Origin of the sequence: Algoriphagus sp. CAU 1675, from assembly GCF_029222925.1 — a bacterium.
GTDB lineage: Bacteria > Bacteroidota > Bacteroidia > Cytophagales > Cyclobacteriaceae > Algoriphagus.
Window position 1 is genome coordinate 302,453 of record NZ_JARHUI010000002.1, and the last position, 26,067, is coordinate 328,519.

Genomic DNA, 26,067 nt, shown 5'->3' on the forward strand with positions numbered 1-26,067 from the left:
TGTACCAGTTTCCCGGTACAGGATAGATTGATTTAAGATAATGGTTTTTTGATTAATCTACATCCCACCATACACGGGTTGTCAGGTTGTCTGCACCCTGACGGGCAATGGCAGCCTTATAATTCTCTCCATTCAGAGACTGAACAGAAGATGGATACATATAGCGAACGGGGACCGTGTTGATATAAGCCGCAGGACCAGGTAGGATTTTCGGATAGTCAGTTCTTCTCCAGTCATACCAGCCTTCCAGACCATTAAAGAAAAGAGCCAACCACTTTTGAGTGCCTATTTTAGCAAGTTTTTCAGTTGCTGTCCCGGTATAGGCCACATCTGCCTGGGCAAAATAGGATTCATCAACCACCAATTTTTCAGAAATCTGGCTTAAGCCAATCGCCTCATAGCGTTCTTTGTAATAGTCAATGGAAGCCTGGATTCCGTTTCTGTAGTATTCTTCTGCAGAACCTGTGGAAATATAACCTCTTTCCCTAGCCTCTGCCAATACAAACTGCAGCTCGGCATAGCTCATCAAAATCGCTTGGTATCCTGTTGGGTTAGCCAATGAAGTACAGGCAGAACAAGACCAAAGAAGACCGACTCTGGAAATAAAATTCGAACCTCCTTTAGCAGGATCTCCTGCAGGAGAATACTGCAAAGCCTCCTCATCAGCCAGTCCATTGGGCACTCCTTGGTAATCATCAACTTCACCGATAATACCGGCTCCGGAATCATTGGTCGGCTGGGCATAAGCAAACAGGCGAGGATCATTCAAATCCTTCAATACACCTTCCATTTTTTCGCTCAGTCTATATTCATCAAATGAACCTGAACGCGTGGTGTAAAGTGGATGCTGATTGGGTACATCCTGTAGATACTGCAATGCAGCCTGCTCCTCATTGGAGATGAAGATGGGAGTTTGTGCCGGGTTATTCAAAATTGCCTGCATGGCAGCCGATGGGTCCTGACGATCCGAAAGTCTCATCAAGATTCTCAAGCGAAGTGAGTTGGCAAACTTCTTCCATCTCAAAACATCACCTTCAAACAAAATATCTCCTTCTACTGATTCGTAGGAAGAACCCAACAAATCATTTGCCTCCTGCAGTTCTGCCAGGATACCGCTGTAGATTTCTTCCTGGGTATCAAACTTTGGATAGTTGATGGCTTCTTTGGCTTGGGTTGCTTCAGAATAAGGCAACTCCCCGTAAGCATCTGTCATAAATGCGAACATATGGGCTCTCATCACCTTTGCGATTCCTACATAGTTATTTTGTCCGGCCTCAGATGAAATCCGGATCACATTGTTGAGGTCACGAAGCGAATTATAGAAGTTATTATAAGGATTGCCTGCAGGCCCCCAATTGTATCGGTCTTCATTGGTAAACTGGATTTTTGCGGTTTGTTGCACGACCACATTTCCGATTCCCCAAGCTGCCCCTGCAATCTCATTGGTGGTGTTTCGAATTATAGTTGGCAATAAAAGGCTGGAAGAAACTGTCTCCGGGCTGTTTGGATTAACATTGATAGTTTCAAAATCCTTGTCGCAGGAACTTAGTCCCATTACGAGGGCAAAACCTAATCCCGCGATGTATTTAGTATTGAATTGCATGATTTCTGTGTGTTTAATTTTTCAGGTTCCGAGAATTAAAACTTGACGTTCAGGTTGAATCCAACACTTCTGGTAGAAGGGAAAGCCATGTTTTCAATACCCGGCTGAAGGGTTCCTCCAGACATGGAAAGTGTTTCAGGGTCGAAGTGAGGGTTTTCAGTCCAAAGAGCCAGATTACGGGCAACAAGGGAAATTTTCACATCTTGTACTGGCAATTTGCCTAATACAGATCTTGGCACGGTGTATCCAATAGTCACTTCACGAAGTTTCAGGAAGGTAGCGTCATATTTGGCCGCTTCCACGTTGTTTCGCTCGTAATAACGGTTGTGCCAGTTTCTTGAAGAGATCTTGATGGTGTTCGGAGTGTATGAACCGTCTGCATTTTTGATCACACCCGGGCTGACAATTCCGTTTCCGTCAACAGATAGATCATAACCATTTTCACGTCCGTACAAAGTCTCCTCCAACTGACCGGAAGTACTTCCGATGGTTTTGGTTCGGGAAACTACAATCCCACCGTATCTGAAATCAAACAAGAAGCCCAGGGAAAGTCCTTTGTAGCTGAAGTTATTTTGCAAGCCCAGCATCCAATCCGGGTTGTAATTCCCCTGAAGTTTCAAGGTAGGATCAGTAATTGGTGTACCTGATGTGGTATGGACGATCTGTCCGTAGTAAGGAGAAGCTGGATCTTCTACTCTCAAGAAACCAGAGCCGTAAATATTACCCATTCTTTCACCGATTCGGGCCTGGATATTGGCACCGTTTCTTCCGGTCAAGGTATACGTATCCAAACCTTCAGTCAACTCCAACACCTTACCTCTGGTTCGGGTAAAATTGGCAGTGAAATTCCAGTTCAATCCATCTTGAGAAACAACGGGAGCTCCATTGAGAACTATTTCAATCCCTTTGTTCTGGATCTCTCCGGCATTGATGATTCTGGAAGCATAACCGGTCGCAATATCCAATTCAATTGGGATGATCTGGTTTCTTGTTCTGTTGTCAAAATAGGTGAAGTCCAGTCCCAGTCTTCCGCTTAGAAAACGGATATCCAAACCTGTTTCGAAGGCTGCAGTTCTTTCCGGTTTCAAGTCTGCATTGGAAAGTCTGGAAGATTCGGATTTGGCCTGGATAGAACCCCAAGCTGTCTGTGAATTGTAGACATTGCTCAGGCTGTATGGATCTGTATCATTCCCCACTTCTGCATAAGCCACTCTGCCTTTCAGGAAAGAAATGGTTTCCGGAAAGGTAATCATGTCTGAAATCACGGCGCTGAAAGTAGCGGAAGGATAGAAATAGCTGTTGTTTCCTACTGGAAGTGTACTGGACCAGTCATTTCTTCCGGTGACATCCAGGAAAAGGATATTCTTGTATCCGATTTGACCGAATCCATATAGTGAGTTGATTCTCTTTTCAGAATTGTACTGGCTCACCTGAAGGTTCACCGCAGTATTGGTAAAGTTGTAGATTCCCGGAATCAACAACTGAGGAGCCACGGTCTGCAAGTAGCGGTTTTCCTGACGCATTTGGTTACCACCCACGGCAACACTGTATGACCAAACCGGCTTGGTATGCTCAGAATAGGTTAAAAGGAAATCAGAGTTTTGCTCCGTAAAGTAAACATTATCTTCTCTGTAGTTTCCTTTAGGGAATCGCTGCGTACTGAAAGCACGCTTTCTGTCTCTCAGTTCATTGTAGGTATCCAAACCGGTACGCACCATCAAGTTCAGCTTGTCTGTGAACTTGTAGTTCAGGGAAACATTCCCAAAAATTCTATCCTTTGACTGCCCGTTGGTATTTTCATACACGTTGAAATAGGGGTTGTCGTGGTAGTTGTAATTGTAGTTGAACTGCTGCACGCCTTCCCTACCCTTCATCCAATAATTTCTCAGATTGGAAGTATTGATCTGACGACCATACCAGATCCAGAGGTACATCAGGTTTTCTGTACCATAACTGATATTTGGACGGTTTCCGCTATTGCTTCTTTGGAAATTAACTGCTGAATTTACTGTCAACTTATCCGTTACATTGATTCCACCGTTCATTGCGATGGTATTTCTTTTCAGGTCTGTATTTGGTACAATTCCCTTCTGATCCAGATTGGTCCAGGAAAGTCTGATGTTTGCATTTTCGCTGGACCCCGCCAAAGCAACGTTATTGGAAAGCGTTACTCCCGTTTCGAAGAAGTTGTTGATGTTGTCGGGTTGTGAAGCCCAGGGAGTTGGAGTGATGGTACTTCCAGCTGGAGCATTTAAGTCTCCGCCTCTGTAACCTGCCACTGATCTTGGAGAATCAAATTGAGGAAGCAGCAATCCGGCATCCAATTCAGGACCCCAGCTTTCATCCACCCCATCAGCGATACCGGCACCCGCACCGTTCACAAATTCAAATTGTCCATTATTACCCTGTCCATATTTATTCTGCCATTGAGGCAAAACCAAAGGATTGTCAAAGGTGGTATTGGAGTTGATGGTCACTCCCAGTCCTTTCTTTCCTTTTCCTGATTTGGTAGTGATCAAAATAGCTCCGTTGGCTGCTCTTGAGCCATACAAGGCTGCGGCAGCCGGGCCTTTAAGGACTGTCATCGAGGCAATGTCATCCGGGTTGATTTCACCGGCAGCATTTCCGTAATCCACTTCCTGATTTCCAGAACCGGTAGATCCTACCACATTATTGGAAATAGGCACACCATCCACCACAAATAGCGGTTGGTTGGCGTTGATATTGAGAGAAGATTCCCCTCTAATTGTCACTCGGGTGGAGCCCCCTATTCCAGAGGTTCCACTGGTAATCTGCACCCCTGCCACACGGCCGCTCAAGGAGTTGATGACATTGGTTTCCCTGGCTTCTGTAAACCGGTCTCCACTTACTGCTTGCACAGAATAACCCAAGGCTTTGGTTTCCCGCTCAACTCCCAATGCCGTTACCACTACTTCATTAAGGGCTACACCCTCGTTCAAGGTCACGTGGATCACTGAGGAATTCCCTACGATTCTCTCGACAGTTTCGAATCCCACAAATGAAAAAACAAGCGTTTCCGAAGGAGATGCCTGAATAAAATACGAACCGTCACCATTCGTAACGGTGCCTCTGGTAGTTCCTTTTACCATCACCGTAGCTCCTGGAAGGGGCTCGTTGGATGAGTCACTTACTTTTCCTTCCACCCTCATTTGTTGGGCCTGGGAGAAGTTGAGGATGAAGAGCATGCATGCCACTATCATTCCTTGCCAAATGCTTTTTTTAGCAGTCATTGTAAGTAAATGTTTTGAATACGTGATTTTTTTGGTTAAAAATTTTACCAAAGCTATACCCGCATTATTCGCTGGGAGTTAAATCACCTTTATCAAAAAATGAATTATCCAAATGTTAAAACTCTAAATTCAGGCTATAAAAGGCAATAATTGAAAAAAGAGCATATTAAGTGCACTTAACAGGAAGAGGGATATTTCCTGATTTTTATCTTTTTATTATCAAGAAATATATAGAAACATTAAACAAATTACCTTTTAGATAAAATACTTGGCGAACTCGGAGCCATTAAAAGAATCTACCCCTGTCCAAAATTGAATTTTGGGTGTCCGATAGTAGGACAATTACACAGAAATCAGAATTATAAAATATTGATTATCAAATAGTTTTTTAATAAGGCACTGAACTTGTGTTTTATTTTATAACCAAATAAAACATCCCATGTTGACCTTTCTTGCTTGGCTGATTCTGTTAATCTTATGTTGGCCAATTGCTATTTTGGCACTCATTCTCTACCCCATCGTTTGGTTGCTGTTGCTTCCATTCAGGTTGCTGGGGTTTGCGATAGACCTTTCTTTTGACCTAATCCGGAATATTTTCAGTCTTCCTTTTAGGATTCTATCGGGAAGATAAGCCGGAAGAAAAATAAAAAAAGCCCGGGTTCAATCCGGGCTTCAATTTATTGACTTTCTACTTTTTTCCTTCTCTCCTTGATTTCATCCACTCGCTCCTTGGAAACACCAAAGACTTTTCCTGCCGAGGCATCCTCAAGCAGCATATCTATATACCTCTGACTAAGCTGGGAATTGTCCTTGTATTTCTCCCTCAGTTTATCCAGTCGCTCATGCAGGTCTTTTCTGATTTCGGAATAAGCAGGATCGTCATAGACATTTTTCAGTTCCATTGGATCATTTTTCCTGTCAATCAATTCCCATTGATCTTCTACATAATAATAGTGGATCAACTTGTAGTCCTTGGTCACAATGGCATAATGGCGATTGACCATATGCTCAGCGGGATATTCATAGTAATGGTAATACACCTCATCCCGGGTCCATTTATCCTCATTTCCTGTCAACAAAGGGATCATGCTTTCACCCTGCATATCGCTAGGTGCTTCCACTCCTGCCGCTTCTAAAAAAGTCTGGGCAAAATCAAGGTTTTGAACCATCTCATCCGAACGGGTTCCTGCTTTGGTTTTTCCCGGCCAAGCCACCAAAAGCGGAGTCTTGAAAGACTGATCGTATACAAATCGCTTGTCAAACCAACCATGCTCTCCAAGATAGAAGCCCTGATCAGAAGTATAAACGATTATGGTATTTTCCATCAGGTTATTGGCTTCCAAATAATCCAGCAACCTACCTACGTTTTCATCTACAGCCTGGATAGTACCCAGATAATCCTGCATGTAGCGCTGGTATTTCCACTTCATAATTTCCTCCTCAGTCATGCTGGGATATGCCTTTTTGAATTCCTCGTTGATCTTGGAATAGGCATTTAAGAAATGTTCCCGCTGTGAAGGAGTCAGGCGCTTCATTTCATTCTCATAGCGAATCTTGTCGTATCCAATTTCAGCGATACCCAATTCATCCATTACCTCAGGAAACACTTTATTGTCCCCAGCCCAACTCATGTGCTTCAGAATACTCATTTCGGCCTCGGCTACAGGGGAAGTTCTTCCTGAATAATCATCAAAAAGGGTTGCAGGCTCAGGAAAACTCCTATTGGTAAAATCTTCCAGATGACGCTCAGCCATCAACCAGGACCTATGAGGAGCTTTATGCAAATACATCAGCATAAAAGGCTGGTCAGCTTTGCGCTCATTGCTCAGCCAATCCAAAGTCATGTCTGTAATAATATCTGTGACATATCCTTCCACCCGGATATTCCCTTCATTCTTGGTGATAAAGTCGGGATTGTAATAGGCCCCTTGTCCAGGTAAAATCTTGAACTGGTCAAAGCCCTTTGGATTGTTCCCAAAATGCAATTTCCCGAACATGGCAGTCTGATATCCTGCCTGCTGAAGGATCTGGGGAAAGGTAATATTGGTCGTATCAAAAGGAAAATGGTTGTCAATTTTCCCGTTGAGATGGGAATGCTTTCCGGTCAGAATAGTCGCTCTGGATGGGGCACAAATGGAATTGGTCACACTTGCATTAGTAAATAGAATTCCCATATCGGCAATCCTATCGATATTTGGGGTCTCAATCAGACTGTTATCATAAGCTGATATTGCCTGGTAAGCGTGATCATCAGACATGATGAAGATGATATTGGGTCTGTCCGAAACCTTTTTTTCTTCCTGGGAACAGGAAAAAAGAAGCGAAGTTGCCAAGACTCCCAAGATAAATACAGTAATTTTCCTCATTGGATCTAGGGTAGAAGGGATTAGGGTTTGAAAGAGTCCAAACCTAAGCAAAAAATAAATCCTTCCGAAGTTTTTATGAAAAACGGATGGAAAAATCAAAATTTTACCAAATATTATTTTTATTAAATCCGAAATACCAGCATTTTAACATGAAGCTCCTAAACTTTCTATTTGTTCTCGCTTTTCTTTTGGGTTCCTGTACAGAACCCAAAAAATCACCTCCCAATGTGCTATTCCTTTTTGCCGATGATCAACGGGCTGACGCCTTGGGCATATATGGAAACACCTATATCGAAACGCCAAATATTGACCAATTGGCAAGAGAAGGGAGTCGCTTCACCAATGCTTATGTCATGGGAGGCCATCATGGGGCAATCTGTGCTCCCAGTCGGGCCATGCTCTTGAGCGGAAAAAGCCTGTTTCATGTTTATGACCGACTAAAAGGAGTCAATACCATGCCCATGGACTTCGAAAAGGCAGGATATTCCACCTTTGGAACAGGAAAATGGCATAATGAAAAGGAGGCTTTTGAGGCAAATTTCCAACAGGCAAAAAATGTCTATTTAGGCGGAATGGCCAATCACTACAGCATCGCTTTGAGAGATAAGGGTCCCGATGGAAAGTTGGGAGAAGCAGTCCAAACAGGATTTTCTACCGAGATATTCGCTCAGTCTGCGGTTGATTTTATTCAGGACCATGTAGCTTCGGGCAATCCCAATCCCTTCTTTTGCTACGTAGCCTTTACGGTTCCTCACGACCCCTATTCCCCAGCTCCGGATTTTATCAATCACTACCCGGATGGCACAATCCCCCTGCCCGGAAATTACATGCCTTTTCATCCATTCCAGTTTGACCAATTGACTGTAAGAGATGAAAACCTGACCGGGTGGCCAAGGAAGCCCGAAGTGATCCAAATGATACTTTCTGACTATTATGGATTGATCACTCACTTGGACCAACAAATTGGAAGGATCATTTCCACCCTCAAAGAGCAGGGGCTTTATGAAAACACCATCATCGTCTATGCAGCCGACAACGGCTTGGCAGCCGGAAGCCACGGTCTTTTAGGCAAGCAAAATCTTTACGAGCACAGCACGAAAGTCCCTTTGATTCTAAAAGGCCCTGGAATACCGGAGAACTCAGAATTCGATGCACTCTCCTATCTCTATGACCTCTATCCTACCCTTTCTGAACTGGCCGGACTGCCCAAACCTGAAAATATCGATGGACATAGCCTTGTACCTGTACTGAACAAAACCCAAGAGGAAATCCGGTCTTCCCTGTTTACAGCCTACCGAAATACCGTCCGAGCAGTTCGCACCAAGGAATGGAAACTGATCCGGTACCCGGAGAGAGATTATACCCAGCTTTTCAATTTGGAAAAAGACCCCTTGGAACTAAACAATCTGGCAGAGCAAACCCAATATTCTTCCCAAATAAGCGAGCTGACCAAACTCTTGGAAGAATGGCAAAATCAAACCGATGATACCGTAGCCTGGACTGCCAATGTCATTAAACCTATGGAATATGATCCTGATACTCTGGTCAGAAAACCAGATCAATGGCAGCCAACCTATACTTTGGAGCGGTACTTTTCAAAACAGCCTTAAACCCTAAAAAAATGAAGAAATTTAGTACAGTATTCCTTTTTAGCTTTTTGAGTTTTTTCGCCTTTGCACAGGAATCCTTGGTATTCAAAGGAGGAACTGAGGGACATGCGATTTATCGTATTCCGGCAATTATTTCTCTTCCCTCAGGAGAACTTTTGGCTTTTGCTGAAGGCCGGGTGAACGGAAGCGATGACTTTGGAGATGTGAACCTGGTCATGAAAAAAAGCGAGGATCAAGGTCTTACTTGGTCACCTCTCCAAACCCTGATTGACTATGATACATTGCAGGCAGGAAACCCGGCTCCTGTTGTGGACCTCCATGATCCCAACTACCCTAATGGAGTGGTTTATCTTTTTTACAATACCGGCAACAATCATGAATACGACATCAGAATGAACCGGGGTGTAAGAGAAGTTTGGATGCTCAAGTCCTTCGATTTGGGAAAATCCTGGGAAGCCCCCGTGAATATTACTAAACAGGTCCACCTTCCAAATAATCCTGAATTCAACCCTTCCTATACAAACCCGCAAGACTGGAGACACTATGCCAATACCCCGGGACATGCGTTCCAGTTTCAAGGTGGAAAGTTTAAGGGTAGAATCTATGTTGCCGCAAACCATTCATCCGGAAACCCTCAGGATCAATTCGCGGAATATCAGGCCCATGGATTTTATAGTGACGATCATGGAAAAACCTTTCACCTTTCTGAATCCATAGAAATCCCGGGGTCCAATGAATCCATAGCAGCAGAGCTTTCCCAAGACAGGATGATTATGAGCATCCGAAATCAAAAAGGAGACATTCGGAGCAGAATTTTAGCCTACTCATCCGATGGAGGCCAAACTTGGGACGAGGCCTATTTTGAAGAGCAATTACCGGATCCGGTTTGCCAGGCTTCGATTCTGAACATAGGCGAAAGAAAAGGCAAAACCATACTTGCACATTCAAACGCTTCCCATCCAGATCAGAGAAACAATCTTTGCATCAAAATAAGCTTTGATGAAGGCAAAACTTGGGATAGGACCATAGCCATTGATAAGACTGAAAACCCGGAGCAAAAAGCCTGGACAGCCTATTCAGACCTAGTACAATTGGAAAGTGATACTCTTGGAATCCTCTACGAAAGAAACAATTATTCCGAAATTGTATTCAAGCAAATTAGATGGGACAACCTTCCCTAAAAGAGAAAGTGGCTTCCCTAAAGAAATTCATGAAACCGCTCCTGGACTGAGCTAATATTCAACCCTAACTGACGAATATCATTTTTTCCGAGATAGAAATTACCGTCATTTAAGTATGACAATACAGCTGTATTTGGCTGTATTCAGAAGGGGAAGCCCAGAATAAAAGCGACACATTTTGGAATGGAAGTTTGCAAGTCGGGGCTTCAATTCTCCAAACAAAAACCTCTACGGAGATGAAGGAAAGCCTGAAAATTGAAATCGGCAAAGTCATCTTGGAAGGTGACCTGACCGTCCCCAACCTACCCAAAGGTTTGGTACTTTTTGCTCATGGAAGCGGAAGTGGAAGAAATAGCCCCCGAAACCATTTTGTAGCAGAGTACCTGAATAAGTTGGGCTATGCGACTTTTCTGATGGATTTGTTTGCAAACACCGAATCCGAATTGAGTACTGGGGATTTTGACCTCAAATTTCTCTCAGAACGAATGCGGGAAGTCACCGTAAAGCTCAAGAGTTTCCCCTTCCTTTCCAAGCTCCCTGTGGGCCTTTATGGATCCAGCACAGGAGCTGCAGTAGCTTTAGTTGCAGCCAGTTATTTACCAAAACAAGTCCATGCTGTCGTTTGTCGTGGTGGAAGAGTGGACTTGGCTACCGGGTTTCTAGGATTGGTCCAAGCACCTACTCTTCTCGTCGTGGGAGGGAATGACGACTATGTCCTGGAATTAAACAGAGAATCCTTTGAATTACTGGAATCACCAAAAAAAATTAAAGTGATTCCGGGGGCAGGACATCTTTTTGAAGAGCCCGGGACTCTGGAGGAAGTGGCAAAGGAAACTGGGGATTGGTTTGAAACTCATCTTTCCCCAATCCCTAAAAACGAGGAAATTGATCAGGTCAACTAACAAAATAAAGAGCCATGTTCAGGGACAGGAAAGATGCAGGAACCAAATTAGGGGAAGCTCTTCTGAAATATAAAGATGAAAATCCCTTGGTTGTTGGAATTCCAAGAGGTGGAATGGAAACGGCATACTATGTGGCCCAGAAACTGGATGCTGAAATGATCCCGATTATTTCAAGGAAACTGGGATACCCCTTCAATCCGGAATTTGCTATGGGAGCGGTAGCCGAGGATGGGAGCCTTTATATTTCCTCTTTGGCCAGATCCAGAGTAAGTGAAGAACAAATAGAGGAAATCCTTCAGCAACAAAAAAATGAGATCAAACGAAGAGTTGATTTGCTGCGAAAGGGCCAACCTGTTCCAGAAATGAAAAACCGGACTGTCATCGTAGTGGATGACGGAATTGCCACAGGTGCCACGCTCTTCGCAACCCTGGAAATGTGTAAAAAACTCCAGCCGAAAAAACTAATCGTCGCCGCACCTATTGGAGCACCTGAAACCATAGTGAAATTGAAATCCATGTCAGATAAAACACTGATCCTGGAAAGTCCGGAAGATTTTTATGCTGTCTCACAGGGATATGAATATTTCACCAACCTCACTGATGAAGAAGCCCTTGAATTTATCAACAAGCATCAAGAAGCCCGAAAAAATCAAACTCAAACAAACCATAACTAACAACAAGATGGAATCTCAGGATAATAAAAAACTAGGACTCTGGATGAACATGGGAAAGGCCCTTTTGGTCAATTACCAAAACAAAGAAGCTTCCCTGGTGGAAACCATTGACTCTCCAGTAGAAAGCATGGTCCGGTATGAAGGAGAAACTGATCAGAAAACCAAATTTAGTGGACAATCCCCTTCATCAAATGAAAACAAGCAAAACAACATCCACCAGGAACAGGTCAAAAAATACTTTTCCCTTTTGGAGGGAAAGCTATCAGGATATGATGAAGTTTTGCTGTTCGGACCCGGTACTGCCAAAAAGCAGTTTCTCAATCAACTGGCTTCTAACAAAGCCTTTGCAGATGTAAAAATTCATACCGAAGACGCAGACAACTTAACTCCAAACCAGTTGTTGAGCTTCGTTAGAAATCACTTTTCTTGAAATTTTCTTTTGATATAAAAGGGATTACCGAATACAGGTTTTGAACTCAGGTCCCGTGGATTTGATGCCCCGGTAAAGCAATTGCTGATCCCCTGATTCATTCCGAAAAACGGTAATCCCTTTTGCTTTTTCTCTCCAGGCTTTTTTGTAAAGATCCTCCACTTCCTCCACATTTGCCGTGGACGGGAGATTCACAGTTTTAGACACTGCATTATCGGTATAATTTTGAAAAGCCACCTGATGGCGGAGATGCCATTCCGGGGACACTTCGAGAGCAGTCCGAAAAACTTCCTGCAGATTTTTCGGGATTTCTTGAATATCCAAACAGCTCCCTTTTTCAAACACCTTTTCGAGAATGGAATCATTCAATAGGTTTTCATCCTGAAGCATCTCCATAAACAGCGGATTGATGCTTTTCAATGTCTCACCCTGCAGGACGTTTTTTCTCTGAAAAGCCAACGCAAAGAGCGGTTCAATGGAGGAAGAGGTATCTGCCAAAATCGAAATCGTCCCAGTGGGAGCCACACTGGTTTGGGTAGCGTTCCGCATGGGATGATCTGGAAAATACTTGCTTTTCTCCCAGTTGGGAAAGCATCCCCTTTCCTTTGCCAATTCGGAAGAAGTCTCAAAACTTTGATCTTGGATGAATTTCATCAGTTTTGCTCCTAACTCCACCGCCTCTTCCGATGCATAGGGAATCCTGAGTTGGATCAAAAGTTCTGCCCATCCCATTACTCCCAAGCCTATTTTTCGATTTGCCAAGGTTGCTTTTTTGATGGAACTGGAAGGAAATTTATTGATCTCCAACACATCGTCGAGAAACCGAACAGCTAGCTTCACGGTAGTCTTCAGCCTCTCCCAGTCAATTTTTCGGGATTCCCTATTCCCATAATGTGACAAATTGATGGAACCCAGATTGCAGGATTCATATGGCAACAAGGGCACCTCTCCACAAGGGTTGGTTGCTTCGATTTTCCCCAAAGAAGGAACTGGATTAGCCTGCTGGATGGTATCGGTAAAAATCAGTCCCGGATTTCCGGAAAGCCAGGCTTGATAGACTATCTCCTTCCAAATCATCGAGGCCGAAACTTTCCTGGCGACTTTTTGAGTCCGGGGATTGATCAACTCCCATTCTTCACCTTTTTCCAGAGCATGCATAAAAGCATCAGAAACCGCCACCGATAGATTGAAATTCCTCAGCCGCTTGCCATTGGATCTTAAGCCGATAAACTCAAAAATATCCGGATGGTCAATATTCAAAATTCCCATATTGGCTCCTCTTCGCCTTCCTCCTTGCTTGATATGTTCCGTTGCAAAATCAAAAAGTTTGATAAAGGAAACCGGGCCGGAGGATTGTCCACCATGGCCGCTCACAAAGTCTCCGGCGGGTCGCAGTTTTGAAAAGTTAAAACCGGTCCCTCCTCCTTTTTGCTGCACCATGGCCGCCAACTTGAGCGTTTCGAATATCCCGTTTAAACTATCCTCCACGGGAAGTACAAAGCAAGCGCTCAACTGTCCATAGCCAGTCCCTGCATTCATCAGGGTGGTGGAATTGGGAAGGAAATCCAACTCAGCCATCATTTCGAAAAATTCCTCTTCCCTCAGCAAGGCAGCTTCTTTTCCAGCATAGTTCTCTTCCGCTTTTGCTACGGCTTTTGCCACCCTTCGAAACATCCCCTCGGGTGACTCTAAGGTTTTACCTTGGGCATTTCTGAGGAGATATCTTTCCCGCAGGATTTTCAGGGCATTCTCGGAAAGTGATTTCATGGCAAGTGATTTCCCGGAGAAAATGATTTTTCAAAAACTAATTACCTGAATTTACTAAAAAACCTCCATCAATTTTGATTTCAGCTGTTCAAAACACTTGCGATTCTCATGCTTAAGTCCCATTGGCTTTCTTGGATTTTTCTTCAAAGGCCTTTTGTTGCCTAGAATTTAAATCATTAGATTTTGAAGCACTAACAAAAGTCCAAAACCATGAAAATCCACCACTTAGGGGTTTACAAACTCGCGTTATATTCCCTTTTTTTCAGCCTTGTCCTAACAGGCTGTTCAAAACCGGTAGAAACTACCGAAACCACTACTTCTCATTCAAAGAATTTACTCAGGGATTATGTTCAGGGGCCAGCACCGGATTTTCAATATGAAATCGTTTTGACTAAGCAGGAAGAGGGCTATGATTTTTACGTACTTAAGATGATTTCCCAAAAATGGCTCAGCCCAGACTTGGTTGACCAAAATGAATGGTGGCACTGGGTAAGCATGATCGTACCCAAAGACAGCCCTTTTGAAACCGGCATGATGTGGATAGGCGGAGGCAGTACCAATTCGGCTATGCCGACCGAACCGGATGCACTGATTCTGGAGGCTGCAAAACAGACCAACTCCATAGTGGCCCAGATCCACAACGTACCCTTCCAACCCATCACCTTTGCCAATGACGAGTTTGGGGAGCGATATGAGGATGCAATCATTGCCTATGGTTGGATGAAATTTCTGGAAGGAGGAGCCAAAGATGAAGATGCAATCTGGCTAGCGAGATTTCCCATGACCAAAGCAGTCAAACTTGCCATGGATGCTGTGACTGAGGTGGCTCTCCAAAAGAATCAAAAAGATCTCAAGAAATTCTTTGTAGCGGGAGCTTCCAAAAGAGGATGGACTACCTGGACCACGGCTGCTACTGACGACCGGGTAATCGCTATTGCGCCTGTAGTAATCGACCTACTCAATCTGAAACCCTCTTTTCAGCACCATTGGAAAAATTACGGGTTTTGGGCCCCTGCCGTGACGGACTACGTTCGTGAAGGAGTCATGGATTGGATGGGAACTCCGGAATTTGACCGTTTGCTGGAATTGACAGAGCCCTATTCTTTTGTGGACCAGTTAGACATTCCCAAATTACTTATCAATGCCTCAGGAGATCAGTTTTTCCAGCCTGACAGTTGGGAGTTTTACTGGAATGATCTCAAGGGAGAAAAACATGTGCAATACGTACCCAATTTTGGCCATGACCTGAGCAAATCAGATGCATTTCCCAACCTTATTTCTTTCTATGCCTCCATCCTCAACCAAAGCAAAAGGCCTGAGTACCACTGGGAAATTGAAGGGGATAAAATTCTTATAAAAACCACTCCTTCCAATAAACCTGTTTCCGTCAAACTCTGGTCTGCTTACAACCCCCTATCCAGAGATTTTCGGATCGATGAGTTTGGTCCCAACTGGGTGGCTGAAGAAATCCCCATGAATGAAAGCGGGGAACTGGAAATCCTGATGAAAACTCCCGAAGAAGGGTTCAGAGGCTATTTCGTGGAACTGACTTTTGTGGGAGAAACACCCCTAAAGGTTACCTCTGGGATAGAAGTACTACCGAGAGATTACCCTTACGGTGAATTTGTTCCCCAACGGGCTGCAGTTGCCTCCCACTAAACTACTTATATGAAAACCTTATTTTCAGCCCTATTCACCCTATTGTTCAGTCAATTCGCTATGTCCCAGCCTACTCCCAATTATGATGAAAGTAAAGTACCTGATCTGGTTTTACCTGATCCTTTTGTAAGTGCCAAAGGAAAAATCATTCAGTCTGCCAAGGAATGGGAAGAAATCAGAAGACCTGAAATCTTCAGATTATTTGAAGAGCAGGTATATGGGAAAATCCCTACGGATTTGGATAATATCAGCTTTGAGGAGGTGAAGGAAAGTGAGAACCCCTACCCGGATCAGGCAATTCTGAAAGAAGTCAATATCACCGTATCGAGAAAAGGGCAACACTACACCATGCGTCTGAATGTATTTATTCCTAAATCCGGAAAAGGTCCATTTCCTGTGATTTTATTGATTAATTACTCCCCAAAATACCCCAATGGGCAGATAGTGGAGGAAGGATTCTGGCCTGTTCCCGAGTTGATAGCGCAGGGTTTTGCAACTGCTTCCTTCCACGCTGAGACAGTTGCGCCAGATGACAAAATCAGATTTTCGGAAGGGATAATTTCAAAGCTGTACCCTGAACAACTTGAACAGGCAGATGGAATGCGGGCCTTGGGAGCCTGGGGATGGGGAGCCATGCGTGCCATGGATTACTTCGAAAATAGTGCTCTTTTTGACAGCGAAAAATCTGTCTTAGTAGGACATTCCAGAGCCGGAAAAGCGACCTTGTGGGCATCGGCCAACGATCCCCGATGGGCCGTAACTATTCCAAATGAATCCGGATGCGGAGGTGCTGCCCTTTCGAAAAGAAAATTTGGAGAAACAGTTCAGGTGATCAACACTAGCTTTCCTCACTGGTTCAATGACAATTTCAAATCCTATAACAACAAGGAAGAAGAGCTCCCCATTGACCAGCATCTTTTGGTCTCCCTGATCGCTCCAAGAGCTATTTATTTCTCCAGCGCGCGGGAAGACCGCTGGGCAGATCCAAAAGGTGAATACCTTTCTTTGACTTTGGGTAGCAGAGTTTATCAGGAAATTTTCGGAAAGAAGGCAGTCTTCCCTCTTGAGTTTGAGGAATTACAGGGACCGATTCTGCAGCCTTCCATGGGCTATCATATCCGGGAGGGCGAACATAATCTTACGCCTGAAGACTGGAAGCATTATTTGGAATTCATCAAACTCAACTTCAAAAATTAAAACGAAACCCTAAAGCACGGGACAGAAATCCCATCAGTTTCCAATTCCTTGAAAAACTATACCTTTTAACCAAAGCACTTTCTATGCAAGCCCTGATACTTTTCCTGCTTAGCCTAAGCCTATCAAACCAAACTGAAAAACCGGAAGTCAAAATCCTAAAGTCAGAATTCATTTATGAAACGGCTCCCTTTCCCCAATGTCATGCCTCTACTCTGATTGAAAATGAAGAAGGAATATTGGCAGCCTGGTTTGGAGGCACACATGAACGCCACCCGGATGTCAGCATTTATACTGCCCAACTGAATGGGGAGAAATGGTCAGAACCAAAAAAAGCAGCGGATGGGGTAGAAAATGAACAAACCCGATATCCAACGTGGAATCCGGTTCTTTATCGTTTGGATAATGGAAAAACCGTGCTTTTCTATAAAATCGGCCCCAATCCCAGAGAATGGTGGGGAGCCTATAAATTATCCGATGATTTAGGAAAAACTTGGTCAGAGGAAATCCCTCTCCCTGATGGAATTCTTGGTCCGATCAAGAATAAACCCGTAGCACTTTCGAATGGAAAAATACTGTATCCAAGTAGTTTGGAGACAGAGGAAAAATGGACCATTCATGTAGAAAGCTCAGACTCAAACCTTGAAAACTGGAAAAAAACAGAGATTGAAAACGGGAAATTCAATGCCATCCAGCCAACTGTTTTCTTTCATCCCGATGGCAGACTGCAAATGCTCTGTAGAACCCAGGAAGGGAAGATCGGTGTGACCTGGTCAGATGACCAAGGCGCAACGTGGACTCCCGTTCAGGCTACCAATTTGGTTCACAACAATTCAGGAATAGATGGGGTCACCCTCCAAAACGGATATCACCTTTTGCTCTGCAACCCGATTCCCAAAGGAAGAAACAAACTATCCCTGATGGGCTCCACAGACGGAGTGAATTGGGAAGAATTGTTGGTGATGGAAGATGAGAAAAAGGGAGAATTCAGCTACCCGGCCATCATACAGGCTAGTGACGGCACTGTTCACCTGACCTATACCTATAACCGGGAAAAGGTGAAATATGCTCAGCTCAAAATCAATTAAGGCTCATGGATCTCCCTAAACCTTTCCGGGGCATCATTCCCCCCTTAATTACTCCTCTTCTGGCTGATTTGTCACTGGACCAAACATCACTGGAGAAAATCCTTGAGCATGTAATTGCCGGAGGAGTGGATGGAGTATTTATTTTGGGAACTACCGGTGAGGCCCCCTCCCTTTCCAAACAACTTAAAAAGGAACTGATCCAAGCAACTGGGGAGATGGTCAATGGTAGAATACCTGTTTTGGTTGGGATTACGGATTGTTCTTTTGAGGAAAGTCTTGACTTGGCTGAATATGCCCGAAAGGCCGGCGCAAATGCATTGGTGGCTACTACTCCATTTTACATGAAAATTGGCCAGGATGAATTGGTTAATTACTTTCAAAAATTGGCTGATGCAGTGGATTTACCGCTTTTCCTCTACAACATGCCCTCCCACACGCACTTATCCATTGCTGTGGAAAGGGTCAAGAAATTGAGCCAACATCCCAATATTGTTGGGATCAAGGACAGCTCCGGAGACCTGACCTACTTTCAGGAACTTTGTGATGCTTGCAGAGAAATGCCTGAGTTTACGGTTTTGGTTGGACCAGAAGAAATACTCTTGGAAACCCTTCAAATGGGAGGACATGGAGGAGTAACAGGAGGATCCAATCTCTTTCCAGACCTCTATGTTTCTGTGATGGAAGCCTTTGACAAAAACGATAAAGCCAGGGCATCTGAACTTCAGGAGTCTATCGGTTTTTTAAGCAAAAACCTTTACCATCACGGAGGCTATCCAAATGATTATCTCAAGGGGATCAAAGGAGCAATGGCCTTGGAGGGACTATGCCAGAAATTCACGGCACTTCCCGTTATTCCTTTCAATGAATCTGAAATGAATACCTTATCCGAAAAGCTTGATACGGTGAAGGCCCAGCTCAGAAACATGATCTAAGAAATTTTATGGATTTTCATCCAATAAAAAACCTCCGATTCTGATTGTATCGGAGGTTTTTCTTGAAGTATAAATCTATTTCAATTACATATCCTTCATTTCGGCCACTACCTTGGTAATGGTCTGCTTTGCATCTCCGAATAGCATCAGACAATTCGGATAGCCAAAGAGTTCATTTTCAATCCCAGCATAACCTTTACCCATACTACGCTTACTGACAATGACCGTCTTGGCTTTATCTGCGTTCAGGATTGGCATACCATAGATAGGACTTTGAGGGTTGGTTCTTGCTGCCGGGTTGACCACGTCATTGGCACCAATCACAAACACCAGATCAGTATTTGGAAACTCATCATTGATGGCTTCCATTTCAATGAGTTTATCATAGGAAATATTTGCCTCAGCCAGCAATACATTCATATGTCCAGGCATTCTACCTGCCACCGGGTGGATAGCGAATTTGAAATCAATATTTCTTTTTTCGCACTGTTCCATCAACTCACGTACGGCATGCTGTGCCTGGGCAACTGCCATACCATAACCTGGAACTACGATAACGGAAGAAACAGAGTCAAACAGCATGGCACTTTCCTCCACACCGATTTCCTTTATGACCATGGCTGGACCATCCTCTCCTTGTGTAGCTGCTGTCTGGCCAAAGCCTCCTAAAAGGACATTGGTCAGGGAGCGGTTCATCGCCTTACACATGATCTGAGTAAGGATAATACCGGAAGCTCCAACCAGAGAACCTGCAACGATCAACACGTTATTGTTCAAAATGAAGCCCGTTGCGCAAGCTGCCATACCTGAATAGGAATTGAGCAGGGAAATCACAACCGGCATATCTGCACCGCCGATTGGAATCACGATCAATACCCCAACGAGCAGGGAAAGGACCACCAACAAAGAGATATAAAGCGGATCGGTTTGATACATATAGGTAAACACCGCCGCAATCAGGAATGAAATCAGCAACACCAAATTGAGCGCATGCTGGCCCTTAAAGGTGATGGGTGAGCCGGAAATTTTTCCATTCAGCTTCATCCAGGCCACTACGGATCCGGTAAAGGTTACCCCCCCGATCAGGACACTGAGAATGATACTGACGGAATTGACTGCATCCAGCTGAGTCCCCAAAATCTCGGTTTTGAAGAAGTGGTCAGAAAGGGCCACCCCAAATGAGGCCAGGCCACCAAAGCCGTTGAAAAGGGCCACCATTTCTGGGATTTTGGTCATTTCCACCTTTTTGGCGTAATACAGACCGATAGTCCCACCCAATAGCATACAGATGAAAATTTCGGTCAAAGAGACAACTTCCAGTGTCAGCAGAGTTGCTACAATAGCAATGAGCATACCGACAGAAGAAAGCATATTTCCCTTTCTGGCATCCTTTGTTTTTCCCAAAAATTTAATTCCCAGGATAAATAAAACGGAGGCAACGAGGTAGGCGATTTGTGTGGTTATACTCATTTCTTCTTAAACATTTTAAGCATACGATCTGTAACAGCATATCCTCCTACCACATTGATACTGGCCAGGACAAGGGCACCCATGCCCAACCATTTACTCAGTGTGGTATAACCCATTTCGTTACAGGCCAAAAGGGCTCCGACAATGGTGATTCCTGAAATCGCATTGGATCCGGACATCAAAGGGGTGTGAAGTGTAGGAGGTACTTTGGAAATGAGTTCAAATCCCAAATAACTCGCAAGGACCAGAACATACAGTAAAATCAATAAAGAGTCAGCGTTCATAATCTAGGGGTTTTAGCTTTTTGGGTTTAGAATATTTTTGGTGAACTCATGTACCAGCTCTCCCTCATGGGTGATCAGGACACCTTTGGTGATTTCCTCCTCCCTATCCAGATTCAGCCCAAACTGATTGAAAAGATGGAGTAACAAGGTGCTGATATTGATGGCATACAACTGGCTGGCATTAGTTGAAAGCAGTGAAGGAAGGTTAGACTCTCCTACCAAGGTGACCCCATGTTTCACTACAATTTTGTTGATTTCTGAAAGTTCACAGTTACCTCCGGATTCCACAGCCATATCGACAATTACGGAACCGGCTTTCATACTCTTGACCATTTCCTCAGTGACCAGAATCGGGGATTTCTTGCCCATCACCAATGCTGTGGTAATCACCAAGTCAGCTTCTTTGATTTTTTCCCGAATCAGCTGCTGCTGTTTTTGCAGGAATTCAGCAGAAACCTCCTTGGCATAGCCTCCCTCAATTTTAACCTCTTCCGCACCTTCCACTGTCAGGAATCTTCCGCCCAGGGATTCTACCTGCTCTTTGGTTTCAGGTCTAACATCTGTTACCTCCACAATTGCTCCCAATCGTTTTGCTGTGGCGATGGCCTGAAGACCAGCTACACCTGCTCCAAAGATCAAAACTTTGGCCGGGGTGATCGTTCCGGATGCAGTCATCATCAGCGGAAAGATTTTACCCAAATGGTTAGCTCCCAAAATCACCGATTTGTATCCGGCAAGGTTGGCTTGAGAACTCAGAGCATCCATTTTTTGGGCCCTTGAAATCCTCGGTACGGCATCCATGGAAATGGAAGTAATGGATTTTTCATTGAGGGCCTGAATGATTTCCGGATGCTGATAGGCATACATGAAGGAAATACAGGAAGCCCCATTTTTCATTTGCGAGATTTCCTCTTTGGTAAAAAGGTTTACTTTCAGCAATAAATCGGCGGCAAACACTTCCGCAGATTTGGCAACTTCGGCCCCTGCATTCCGGTAGTCCTGATCCGAATAATACGAACCCTCACCAGCCCCCTCTTCAATGACTACTTCAAACTCCTTTTTCACCAGGAGTTTCACCACATCTGGAGTTATGGCAACTCTCTTTTCGTAGGCTTTTGTCTCTTTTAATACACCAATTTTCATTTCAGAAGGTTTGAATTGAATCTAACATTTAGATCCACGTACATTTTTTCGAATTTAGGTTTTAGCAGGTATTTAACCAGCCTGAAAATAAGAAAATCAAAATAAATATTTGTTTTTGGACGGAATGCATTTCGAAGTTTTTGTTGCGAAATCGATTTAAACTAACGGAGGGGACATTTAAATGAATCTGTAGTCAATCCTCACAATACAGGGTAGATTAGTAAATTTTAATCCTTATTTTAAAGCCGTTTCTATTAAACCTCTTTTAACATTAACCCATGAAAGAATCCAAAAAGGATCAAACCGGACAATCCCGGAGAGATTTTATTAAAAATGCGGCAATCGCCTCCTCCTTTTTTATAGTCCCCCGTCATGTACTCGGCGGAGTAGGATTTATTTCCCCGTCGGACCAATTGAATCTAGCGGCCATAGGAGCCGGCGGCAAAGGAGCCAGTGATATTTTCAATGCTTCGGTAAATGGGCGTGAACGGGTTGTAGCCCTTTGCGACGTTGATTTTTCCGGATCTGCAAAGAGATCGGTAGAGAATTTCCCAAATGCAAAGCTCTACGCAGATTACAGGGAAATGCTTGAAAAAGAAAAGGACATTGATGCAGTAACCATTTCCACTCCAGACCATGTTCACGGCCCTGCTGCCAAATTTGCAATGGAAAGGGGAAAGCACGTCTATGTTCAGAAACCCATGACCCATAACATCCGGGAAGCCAGAATGCTGACCGAAATGGCCAGAACCCAAGAAGTGGTCACTCAAATGGGAAACCAAGGTGGCTCAAACCCTCTTCTGAAACTGGTACAGCAATGGATAGACGAAGACCGTATCGGCGCGGTATCAAAAGTCCAGGTCTGGACCAATAGGCCGGTTTGGCCTCAGGGAGGCGCCTTCCCAGCTGCTGCGCCTGGAGAAAAACCGGATGCCCTTCAATGGGATCTTTGGTTGGGTCCAGCTCCGGAAATTCCTTTCACACCTAACTTGCACCCATTCAACTGGAGAGGTTGGTGGGATTACGGAACTGGAGCATTGGGTGACGTTGGATGCCACCTGATTGATATCCCGTTCCGTACGTTGGGATTACACTATCCAACCGATGCGGAGTGTAGCGTGGGATCCGTATTCAGCAAAATGTGGACTGCCGATTACCATCCAGAGGGATGCCCTGCATCCTCATTTATCACTTTGCACTTTGCCGCTACTGCAAAAAGCAAATCCCCTATTGAAATGACCTGGAGTGACGGAGGCATCAGGCCTTCCCATCCAGACATCATTCCTGCCAACGACGATATCGGAGGTGCAAATTCCGCAAACGGGGTTTTGATAATCGGGGAAAAAGGAATTATATCCACCAATATCAATGATTCCTCTCCATTAATGCCAAAGCTATACCTCAACGATGGAACTGTAGAAATAGGTCCACAAACCGAAGAGGGAATGGAACCTGAATACGGGCACCAAAGGCTTTGGGTAGATGCTTGTAAAGCTGGTTTTGGCAGCAAGGAGCATCAGGGCCTAACCTCCTCTTTTGACTATGCCGGACCTATGACGGAAACCGTATTGATGGGTAATCTTGCCATCCGTAGCTATATGCTCAGAAGAGAGAACAGCAAGGGACAAATGGAGTTCTTTGGACGTAGAAAGTTGCTTTGGGATGGTGAAAACATGAGAATCACCAACCTGGAAGAAGCCAATCAATTTGTTGGCAGAACCTATCGACCAGGATTCGAAGTTTAATGCTTCTTTCCATTCATCAATCAGCCCAGTTCCCAAATGGAATTGGGCTGATTTTTTTTATATCAGTGCATGGACCCTTTGGGTATTCGATTTTTAATACATTAGCTTATTAAAATTCTAACTTCAGACTAATTATCCTGAAATTTTATTTATTACAAACACTTAAAATTCAAATTATTTAAAAAGTAGAATCATGAAAAAACCTTTACTCCTTCTCCTTTTTTCAATCCTGATCAGCTTTCCTTCCTTTTCTCAGGAAGAACCCGAAGCCCCTGCGGACTATGACAAAAACCTCATAAAGGTTAATTTGACCGGCTTTTTACTGAAGAATTATGGATTTCAATATGAGCGGATGTTGTCCAGAAAAACCTCATTTGCCTTAGGAGTCCGAACCATGCCAAAAGGCGACCTTCCGCTTATGGGATTTTTGGAAAACCAAATAGATGACCCGGACACTTTCAAGGAAATCGAACGAGTATCCATGGGGAATTTCGCCGTGACCCCAGAATTCCGTTTTTATTTAGGAAAAAAATCAGGACCCAGAGGGTTTTACATAGCTCCATACCTACGTTATTCTAAATCAGACATAACTGTCAAGGATTTTGAATTCACCTATGAAGTAGAGGAGAATGGGTTCTTTTTTGAGGAAACCCGTACCCTGGATCTCAATGGGGATATAAAAGGAATCACTGGCGGCTTGATGTTTGGAGCTCAGTGGAAGCTTGGTAAAAGTTTGTATTTGGACTGGTGGATCATAGGAGGCTCTTATGGTAGTTCAAATGGAACCATTTCCACTGTAGCTTCCCTGACTCAAGAAGAACAAGATGGCCTTCGCAATGAATTGAACAGCTTGGACATCCCCGTACTGGAATACGATGTAGAGGTCAACAGCAATGGTGCAAAAATGACTTTCGATGGACCATTTGCCAGCTTGAGAGGGGGATTATCCCTAGGAATCAAATTCTAATTTGAATTAAAAAAAGGTTAAAAGGAAGCAAGCTTGTTTTAAAAATAAAATTCTGCGTTAACTTATTAAACCTTTGTATTTTTACTGCATCTAAGCCAAAAAACCCATCAATATGATCAAGAAAATCTCCATAGCAGTTTTAGTCATTCTTGTAGTGATTCAGTTCATTCCCTATGAAAAAAATGACAGCAACGACATGACTTATGACGTCTCCAAAAGCTACAATGTGCCGGAAAATGTGCAGACTCTTTTAAAGGGGGCTTGCAATGACTGTCATTCCAATCAAACCGTATATCCTTGGTATTCCAAAATCGAACCGATTGGTTTTTGGCTGAATAACCATATTGTAGATGGAAAAAGACATCTCAACTTTTCCAACTTTACCCAGCTTCCTCTTGCAGTTCAAAACCACAAATTTGAGGAAACCATAGAAATGGTTGAGGAAAAAGAAATGCCATTGGAATCCTACACAGCCATGGGATTGCATCCTGAAGCCAATCTTAGCGATTCGGATCGTCAAGTCCTGATCGATTGGGCTAAGGATCAAATGGCCTACCTCAAAGCCACCTATCCTGCGGATAGTCTGGTAATGAAAAGAAGAACGCCCCCAGCACAATAATCAGGAGCCCCGAAATAAAATTCGGGGCTTTTTTTCGATCTAAATCAGGCTTTCCTCTGTATTTTTAGGAATGAAGAAAATCAACGATTCGGAAGTCCGATGGGGAGTCATCGGAGTAGGGAATGTCTGTGAAGTCAAATCTGCTCCCGCAATGAACTTGATCCCTCACAGCAAATTGGTCGCAGTCATGAGACGGGATGAGGAAAAGGTTAAGGATTATGCTCAGCGTCACGGAGTCCCTAAATGGTACACCTCAGCTCAGGCACTGATCGATGACCCTGAAGTCAATGCCATATACATTGCCACCCCACCAAATGCGCACCTGGAACTGACCCGGATGGCCGCGGCTGCAGGAAAACCTGTATATGTAGAAAAACCTATGGCGAGAACCTATGCCGAATGTCAAGAAATGATCCAGATCTGCGAGAAGGCACAAGTGCCATTGTATATCGCTTATTACCGTCGTGCTCTCCCCCATTTTTTAAAGATTAAGGAACTGATGGAGCAGGGAGAGATCGGTGAGATCCGAACAGTTCACATCAACATGAAACAAGTGGTTGAGCCAGAAATCATTGCAAAACTGAAAAACAACTGGAGAATAAACCCGGATATTTCCGGCGGCGGGTACTTTTTTGACTTGGCATCTCACCAACTGGATCTCCTGGATTTCTTTTTTGGACCCATCACCCATGCAAGCGGATATGCTTCCAACCAGGCCAAAGCCTATGAAGCGGAAGACATTGTAGTCGGAAGTTTTGCCTTCAAAAACGGGATCCTAGGCACTGGAAACTGGTGCTTTACCAGTTGTCAGTCCGCCGAAAAAGATGAGGTGATTATTGACGGAAGTAAAGGTCAAATACGATTTGAAACATTCGGAAAAGGAGAATTTACGCTAATTCACGACTTTAAAGACACCGAGCATTTCCAAGTCCAACTCCCCCATCATATCCAACAACCTTTGATCTCATCCATTGTCGGAGATTTATTGGGAACTGAAACCTGCCCAAGCACCGGGATCTCTGGAGCCCGTACAAATTGGGTTATGGATGAATTGGTAAAAACCAGAATCGGGTAACAGCGCAGCTAATAGGGGGATGATTAATCCAAAAGGAACAATCCCCTAACAAATACGTACCCCCCAAAATTAAAGGGTAAAACCACTCTTTTTCAGGGATTTTTACG

20 protein-coding genes are annotated in these 26,067 nt (G+C 44.0%); 13 read left to right on the top strand and 7 right to left on the bottom strand.

All coding sequences use genetic code 11. The annotated features are described in order from the left end of the window. Positions 1-52: 52 nt before the first annotated feature. From P2G54_RS05325 to P2G54_RS05335, 3 genes are all read right to left on the bottom strand, one after another. Positions 53-1,603: a SusD/RagB family nutrient-binding outer membrane lipoprotein gene (locus tag P2G54_RS05325; protein WP_275868959.1), complete on the bottom strand. Its 1,551-nt coding sequence runs from the start codon at positions 1,601-1,603 to the stop codon at positions 53-55. 35 nt (positions 1,604-1,638) lie between these two features. After that, entirely contained in the window at positions 1,639-4,854 is a 3,216-nt protein-coding gene (locus P2G54_RS05330; protein ID WP_275868960.1) for a SusC/RagA family TonB-linked outer membrane protein, read from the bottom strand. A 677-nt stretch (positions 4,855-5,531) separates the two neighbouring features. Continuing rightward, the gene (locus tag P2G54_RS05335; protein ID WP_275868961.1) at positions 5,532-7,220 is read right to left on the bottom strand and encodes a sulfatase; all 1,689 of its coding nucleotides are present in this window, start codon (positions 7,218-7,220) and stop codon (positions 5,532-5,534) included. A gap of 149 nt (positions 7,221-7,369) precedes the next feature. On the opposite strand from P2G54_RS05335, the gene P2G54_RS05340 reads away from it, so the two are divergent. The 5 genes from P2G54_RS05340 to P2G54_RS05360 all read left to right on the top strand — a co-directional run bounded on the left by P2G54_RS05340 (position 7,370) and on the right by P2G54_RS05360 (position 12,017). Continuing rightward, positions 7,370-8,830, top strand: a complete 1,461-nt coding sequence (locus tag P2G54_RS05340; protein ID WP_275868962.1) for a sulfatase-like hydrolase/transferase — start codon at positions 7,370-7,372, stop codon at positions 8,828-8,830. A gap of 11 nt (positions 8,831-8,841) precedes the next feature. Further along, complete coding sequence (locus P2G54_RS05345; protein ID WP_275868963.1) at positions 8,842-10,011, top strand: sialidase family protein; 1,170 nt, start codon at positions 8,842-8,844, stop codon at positions 10,009-10,011. Positions 10,012-10,247: 236 nt separating this feature from the next. Further along, complete coding sequence (locus tag P2G54_RS05350) at positions 10,248-10,913, top strand: alpha/beta fold hydrolase (protein WP_275868964.1); 666 nt, start codon at positions 10,248-10,250, stop codon at positions 10,911-10,913. A 14-nt stretch (positions 10,914-10,927) separates the two neighbouring features. Further along, a complete protein-coding gene (locus tag P2G54_RS05355) occupies positions 10,928-11,587 on the top strand; it encodes a phosphoribosyltransferase (protein ID WP_275868965.1) in 660 nt (219 codons plus the stop codon). A gap of 7 nt (positions 11,588-11,594) precedes the next feature. After that, positions 11,595-12,017, top strand: coding sequence for a hypothetical protein (locus P2G54_RS05360; RefSeq protein ID WP_275868966.1), 423 nt, complete (start codon positions 11,595-11,597; stop codon positions 12,015-12,017). A gap of 24 nt (positions 12,018-12,041) precedes the next feature. Here the strand turns inward: P2G54_RS05360 and P2G54_RS05365 are convergent, their stop codons facing one another. Beyond that, positions 12,042-13,784 carry an adenosylcobalamin-dependent ribonucleoside-diphosphate reductase gene (locus tag P2G54_RS05365; protein ID WP_275868967.1) on the bottom strand — a complete coding sequence of 581 codons (1,743 nt, stop codon included), beginning with the start codon at positions 13,782-13,784 and terminating at the stop codon, positions 12,042-12,044. 210 nt (positions 13,785-13,994) lie between these two features. Here P2G54_RS05365 and P2G54_RS05370 point away from each other — a divergent pair, with 210 nt between their 5' ends. From P2G54_RS05370 to dapA, 4 genes are all read left to right on the top strand, one after another. Then, complete coding sequence (locus tag P2G54_RS05370) at positions 13,995-15,443, top strand: PhoPQ-activated pathogenicity-related family protein (RefSeq protein ID WP_275868968.1); 1,449 nt, start codon at positions 13,995-13,997, stop codon at positions 15,441-15,443. 9 nt (positions 15,444-15,452) lie between these two features. Further along, on the top strand, positions 15,453-16,640 hold the full coding sequence (locus P2G54_RS05375; RefSeq protein ID WP_275868970.1) for an acetylxylan esterase: 1,188 nt from the start codon (positions 15,453-15,455) through the stop codon (positions 16,638-16,640). Between the two features lie 83 nt (positions 16,641-16,723). Continuing rightward, a complete protein-coding gene (locus tag P2G54_RS05380) occupies positions 16,724-17,725 on the top strand; it encodes a sialidase family protein (RefSeq protein ID WP_275868971.1) in 1,002 nt (333 codons plus the stop codon). A 5-nt stretch (positions 17,726-17,730) separates the two neighbouring features. Continuing rightward, positions 17,731-18,657, top strand: a complete 927-nt coding sequence (gene dapA / locus P2G54_RS05385) for a 4-hydroxy-tetrahydrodipicolinate synthase (RefSeq protein WP_275868973.1) — start codon at positions 17,731-17,733, stop codon at positions 18,655-18,657. An 84-nt stretch (positions 18,658-18,741) separates the two neighbouring features. Here the strand turns inward: dapA and P2G54_RS05390 are convergent, their stop codons facing one another. From P2G54_RS05390 to P2G54_RS05400, 3 genes are read right to left on the bottom strand one after another with little or no spacing between them, the layout of a single operon-like run. Beyond that, positions 18,742-20,127 carry an NAD(P)(+) transhydrogenase (Re/Si-specific) subunit beta gene (locus tag P2G54_RS05390; protein ID WP_275868975.1) on the bottom strand — a complete coding sequence of 462 codons (1,386 nt, stop codon included), beginning with the start codon at positions 20,125-20,127 and terminating at the stop codon, positions 18,742-18,744. After that, positions 20,124-20,411: an NAD(P) transhydrogenase subunit alpha gene (locus P2G54_RS05395; protein ID WP_275868977.1), complete on the bottom strand. Its 288-nt coding sequence runs from the start codon at positions 20,409-20,411 to the stop codon at positions 20,124-20,126. The genes P2G54_RS05390 and P2G54_RS05395 overlap by 4 nt, the downstream gene beginning before the upstream one ends. A gap of 12 nt (positions 20,412-20,423) precedes the next feature. Next, entirely contained in the window at positions 20,424-21,554 is a 1,131-nt protein-coding gene (locus P2G54_RS05400) for a Re/Si-specific NAD(P)(+) transhydrogenase subunit alpha (protein ID WP_275868979.1), read from the bottom strand. Between the two features lie 278 nt (positions 21,555-21,832). Between P2G54_RS05400 and P2G54_RS05405 the strand changes: the two genes are divergently transcribed. From P2G54_RS05405 to P2G54_RS05420, 4 genes are all read left to right on the top strand, one after another. Continuing rightward, positions 21,833-23,299 (top strand): Gfo/Idh/MocA family oxidoreductase, encoded by a 1,467-nt coding sequence (locus P2G54_RS05405; protein ID WP_275868981.1) that lies wholly within the window; start codon positions 21,833-21,835, stop codon positions 23,297-23,299. A 193-nt stretch (positions 23,300-23,492) separates the two neighbouring features. Next, positions 23,493-24,266, top strand: coding sequence for a hypothetical protein (locus P2G54_RS05410; RefSeq protein WP_275868982.1), 774 nt, complete (start codon positions 23,493-23,495; stop codon positions 24,264-24,266). A gap of 112 nt (positions 24,267-24,378) precedes the next feature. Then, positions 24,379-24,885 carry a heme-binding domain-containing protein gene (locus tag P2G54_RS05415; protein WP_275868984.1) on the top strand — a complete coding sequence of 169 codons (507 nt, stop codon included), beginning with the start codon at positions 24,379-24,381 and terminating at the stop codon, positions 24,883-24,885. Positions 24,886-24,955: 70 nt separating this feature from the next. After that, positions 24,956-25,960, top strand: coding sequence for a Gfo/Idh/MocA family oxidoreductase (locus P2G54_RS05420; RefSeq protein ID WP_275868986.1), 1,005 nt, complete (start codon positions 24,956-24,958; stop codon positions 25,958-25,960). Positions 25,961-26,067 lie beyond the last annotated feature (107 nt).

What these genes read in the sequence shown, in the direction of transcription:
- P2G54_RS05325 (WP_275868959.1), bottom strand. Translation starts at nt 1,603, where the DNA reads ATGCAATTCAATACTAAATACATCGCGGGATTAGGTTTTGCCCTCGTA.
- P2G54_RS05330 (WP_275868960.1), bottom strand. Translation starts at nt 4,854, where the DNA reads ATGACTGCTAAAAAAAGCATTTGGCAAGGAATGATAGTGGCATGCATG.
- P2G54_RS05335 (WP_275868961.1), bottom strand. Translation starts at nt 7,220, where the DNA reads ATGAGGAAAATTACTGTATTTATCTTGGGAGTCTTGGCAACTTCGCTT.
- P2G54_RS05340 (WP_275868962.1), top strand. Translation starts at nt 7,370, where the DNA reads ATGAAGCTCCTAAACTTTCTATTTGTTCTCGCTTTTCTTTTGGGTTCC.
- P2G54_RS05345 (WP_275868963.1), top strand. Translation starts at nt 8,842, where the DNA reads ATGAAGAAATTTAGTACAGTATTCCTTTTTAGCTTTTTGAGTTTTTTC.
- P2G54_RS05350 (WP_275868964.1), top strand. Translation starts at nt 10,248, where the DNA reads ATGAAGGAAAGCCTGAAAATTGAAATCGGCAAAGTCATCTTGGAAGGT.
- P2G54_RS05355 (WP_275868965.1), top strand. Translation starts at nt 10,928, where the DNA reads ATGTTCAGGGACAGGAAAGATGCAGGAACCAAATTAGGGGAAGCTCTT.
- P2G54_RS05360 (WP_275868966.1), top strand. Translation starts at nt 11,595, where the DNA reads ATGGAATCTCAGGATAATAAAAAACTAGGACTCTGGATGAACATGGGA.
- P2G54_RS05365 (WP_275868967.1), bottom strand. Translation starts at nt 13,784, where the DNA reads ATGAAATCACTTTCCGAGAATGCCCTGAAAATCCTGCGGGAAAGATAT.
- P2G54_RS05370 (WP_275868968.1), top strand. Translation starts at nt 13,995, where the DNA reads ATGAAAATCCACCACTTAGGGGTTTACAAACTCGCGTTATATTCCCTT.
- P2G54_RS05375 (WP_275868970.1), top strand. Translation starts at nt 15,453, where the DNA reads ATGAAAACCTTATTTTCAGCCCTATTCACCCTATTGTTCAGTCAATTC.
- P2G54_RS05380 (WP_275868971.1), top strand. Translation starts at nt 16,724, where the DNA reads ATGCAAGCCCTGATACTTTTCCTGCTTAGCCTAAGCCTATCAAACCAA.
- dapA (WP_275868973.1), top strand. Translation starts at nt 17,731, where the DNA reads ATGGATCTCCCTAAACCTTTCCGGGGCATCATTCCCCCCTTAATTACT.
- P2G54_RS05390 (WP_275868975.1), bottom strand. Translation starts at nt 20,127, where the DNA reads ATGAGTATAACCACACAAATCGCCTACCTCGTTGCCTCCGTTTTATTT.
- P2G54_RS05395 (WP_275868977.1), bottom strand. Translation starts at nt 20,411, where the DNA reads ATGAACGCTGACTCTTTATTGATTTTACTGTATGTTCTGGTCCTTGCG.
- P2G54_RS05400 (WP_275868979.1), bottom strand. Translation starts at nt 21,554, where the DNA reads ATGAAAATTGGTGTATTAAAAGAGACAAAAGCCTACGAAAAGAGAGTT.
- P2G54_RS05405 (WP_275868981.1), top strand. Translation starts at nt 21,833, where the DNA reads ATGAAAGAATCCAAAAAGGATCAAACCGGACAATCCCGGAGAGATTTT.
- P2G54_RS05410 (WP_275868982.1), top strand. Translation starts at nt 23,493, where the DNA reads ATGAAAAAACCTTTACTCCTTCTCCTTTTTTCAATCCTGATCAGCTTT.
- P2G54_RS05415 (WP_275868984.1), top strand. Translation starts at nt 24,379, where the DNA reads ATGATCAAGAAAATCTCCATAGCAGTTTTAGTCATTCTTGTAGTGATT.
- P2G54_RS05420 (WP_275868986.1), top strand. Translation starts at nt 24,956, where the DNA reads ATGAAGAAAATCAACGATTCGGAAGTCCGATGGGGAGTCATCGGAGTA.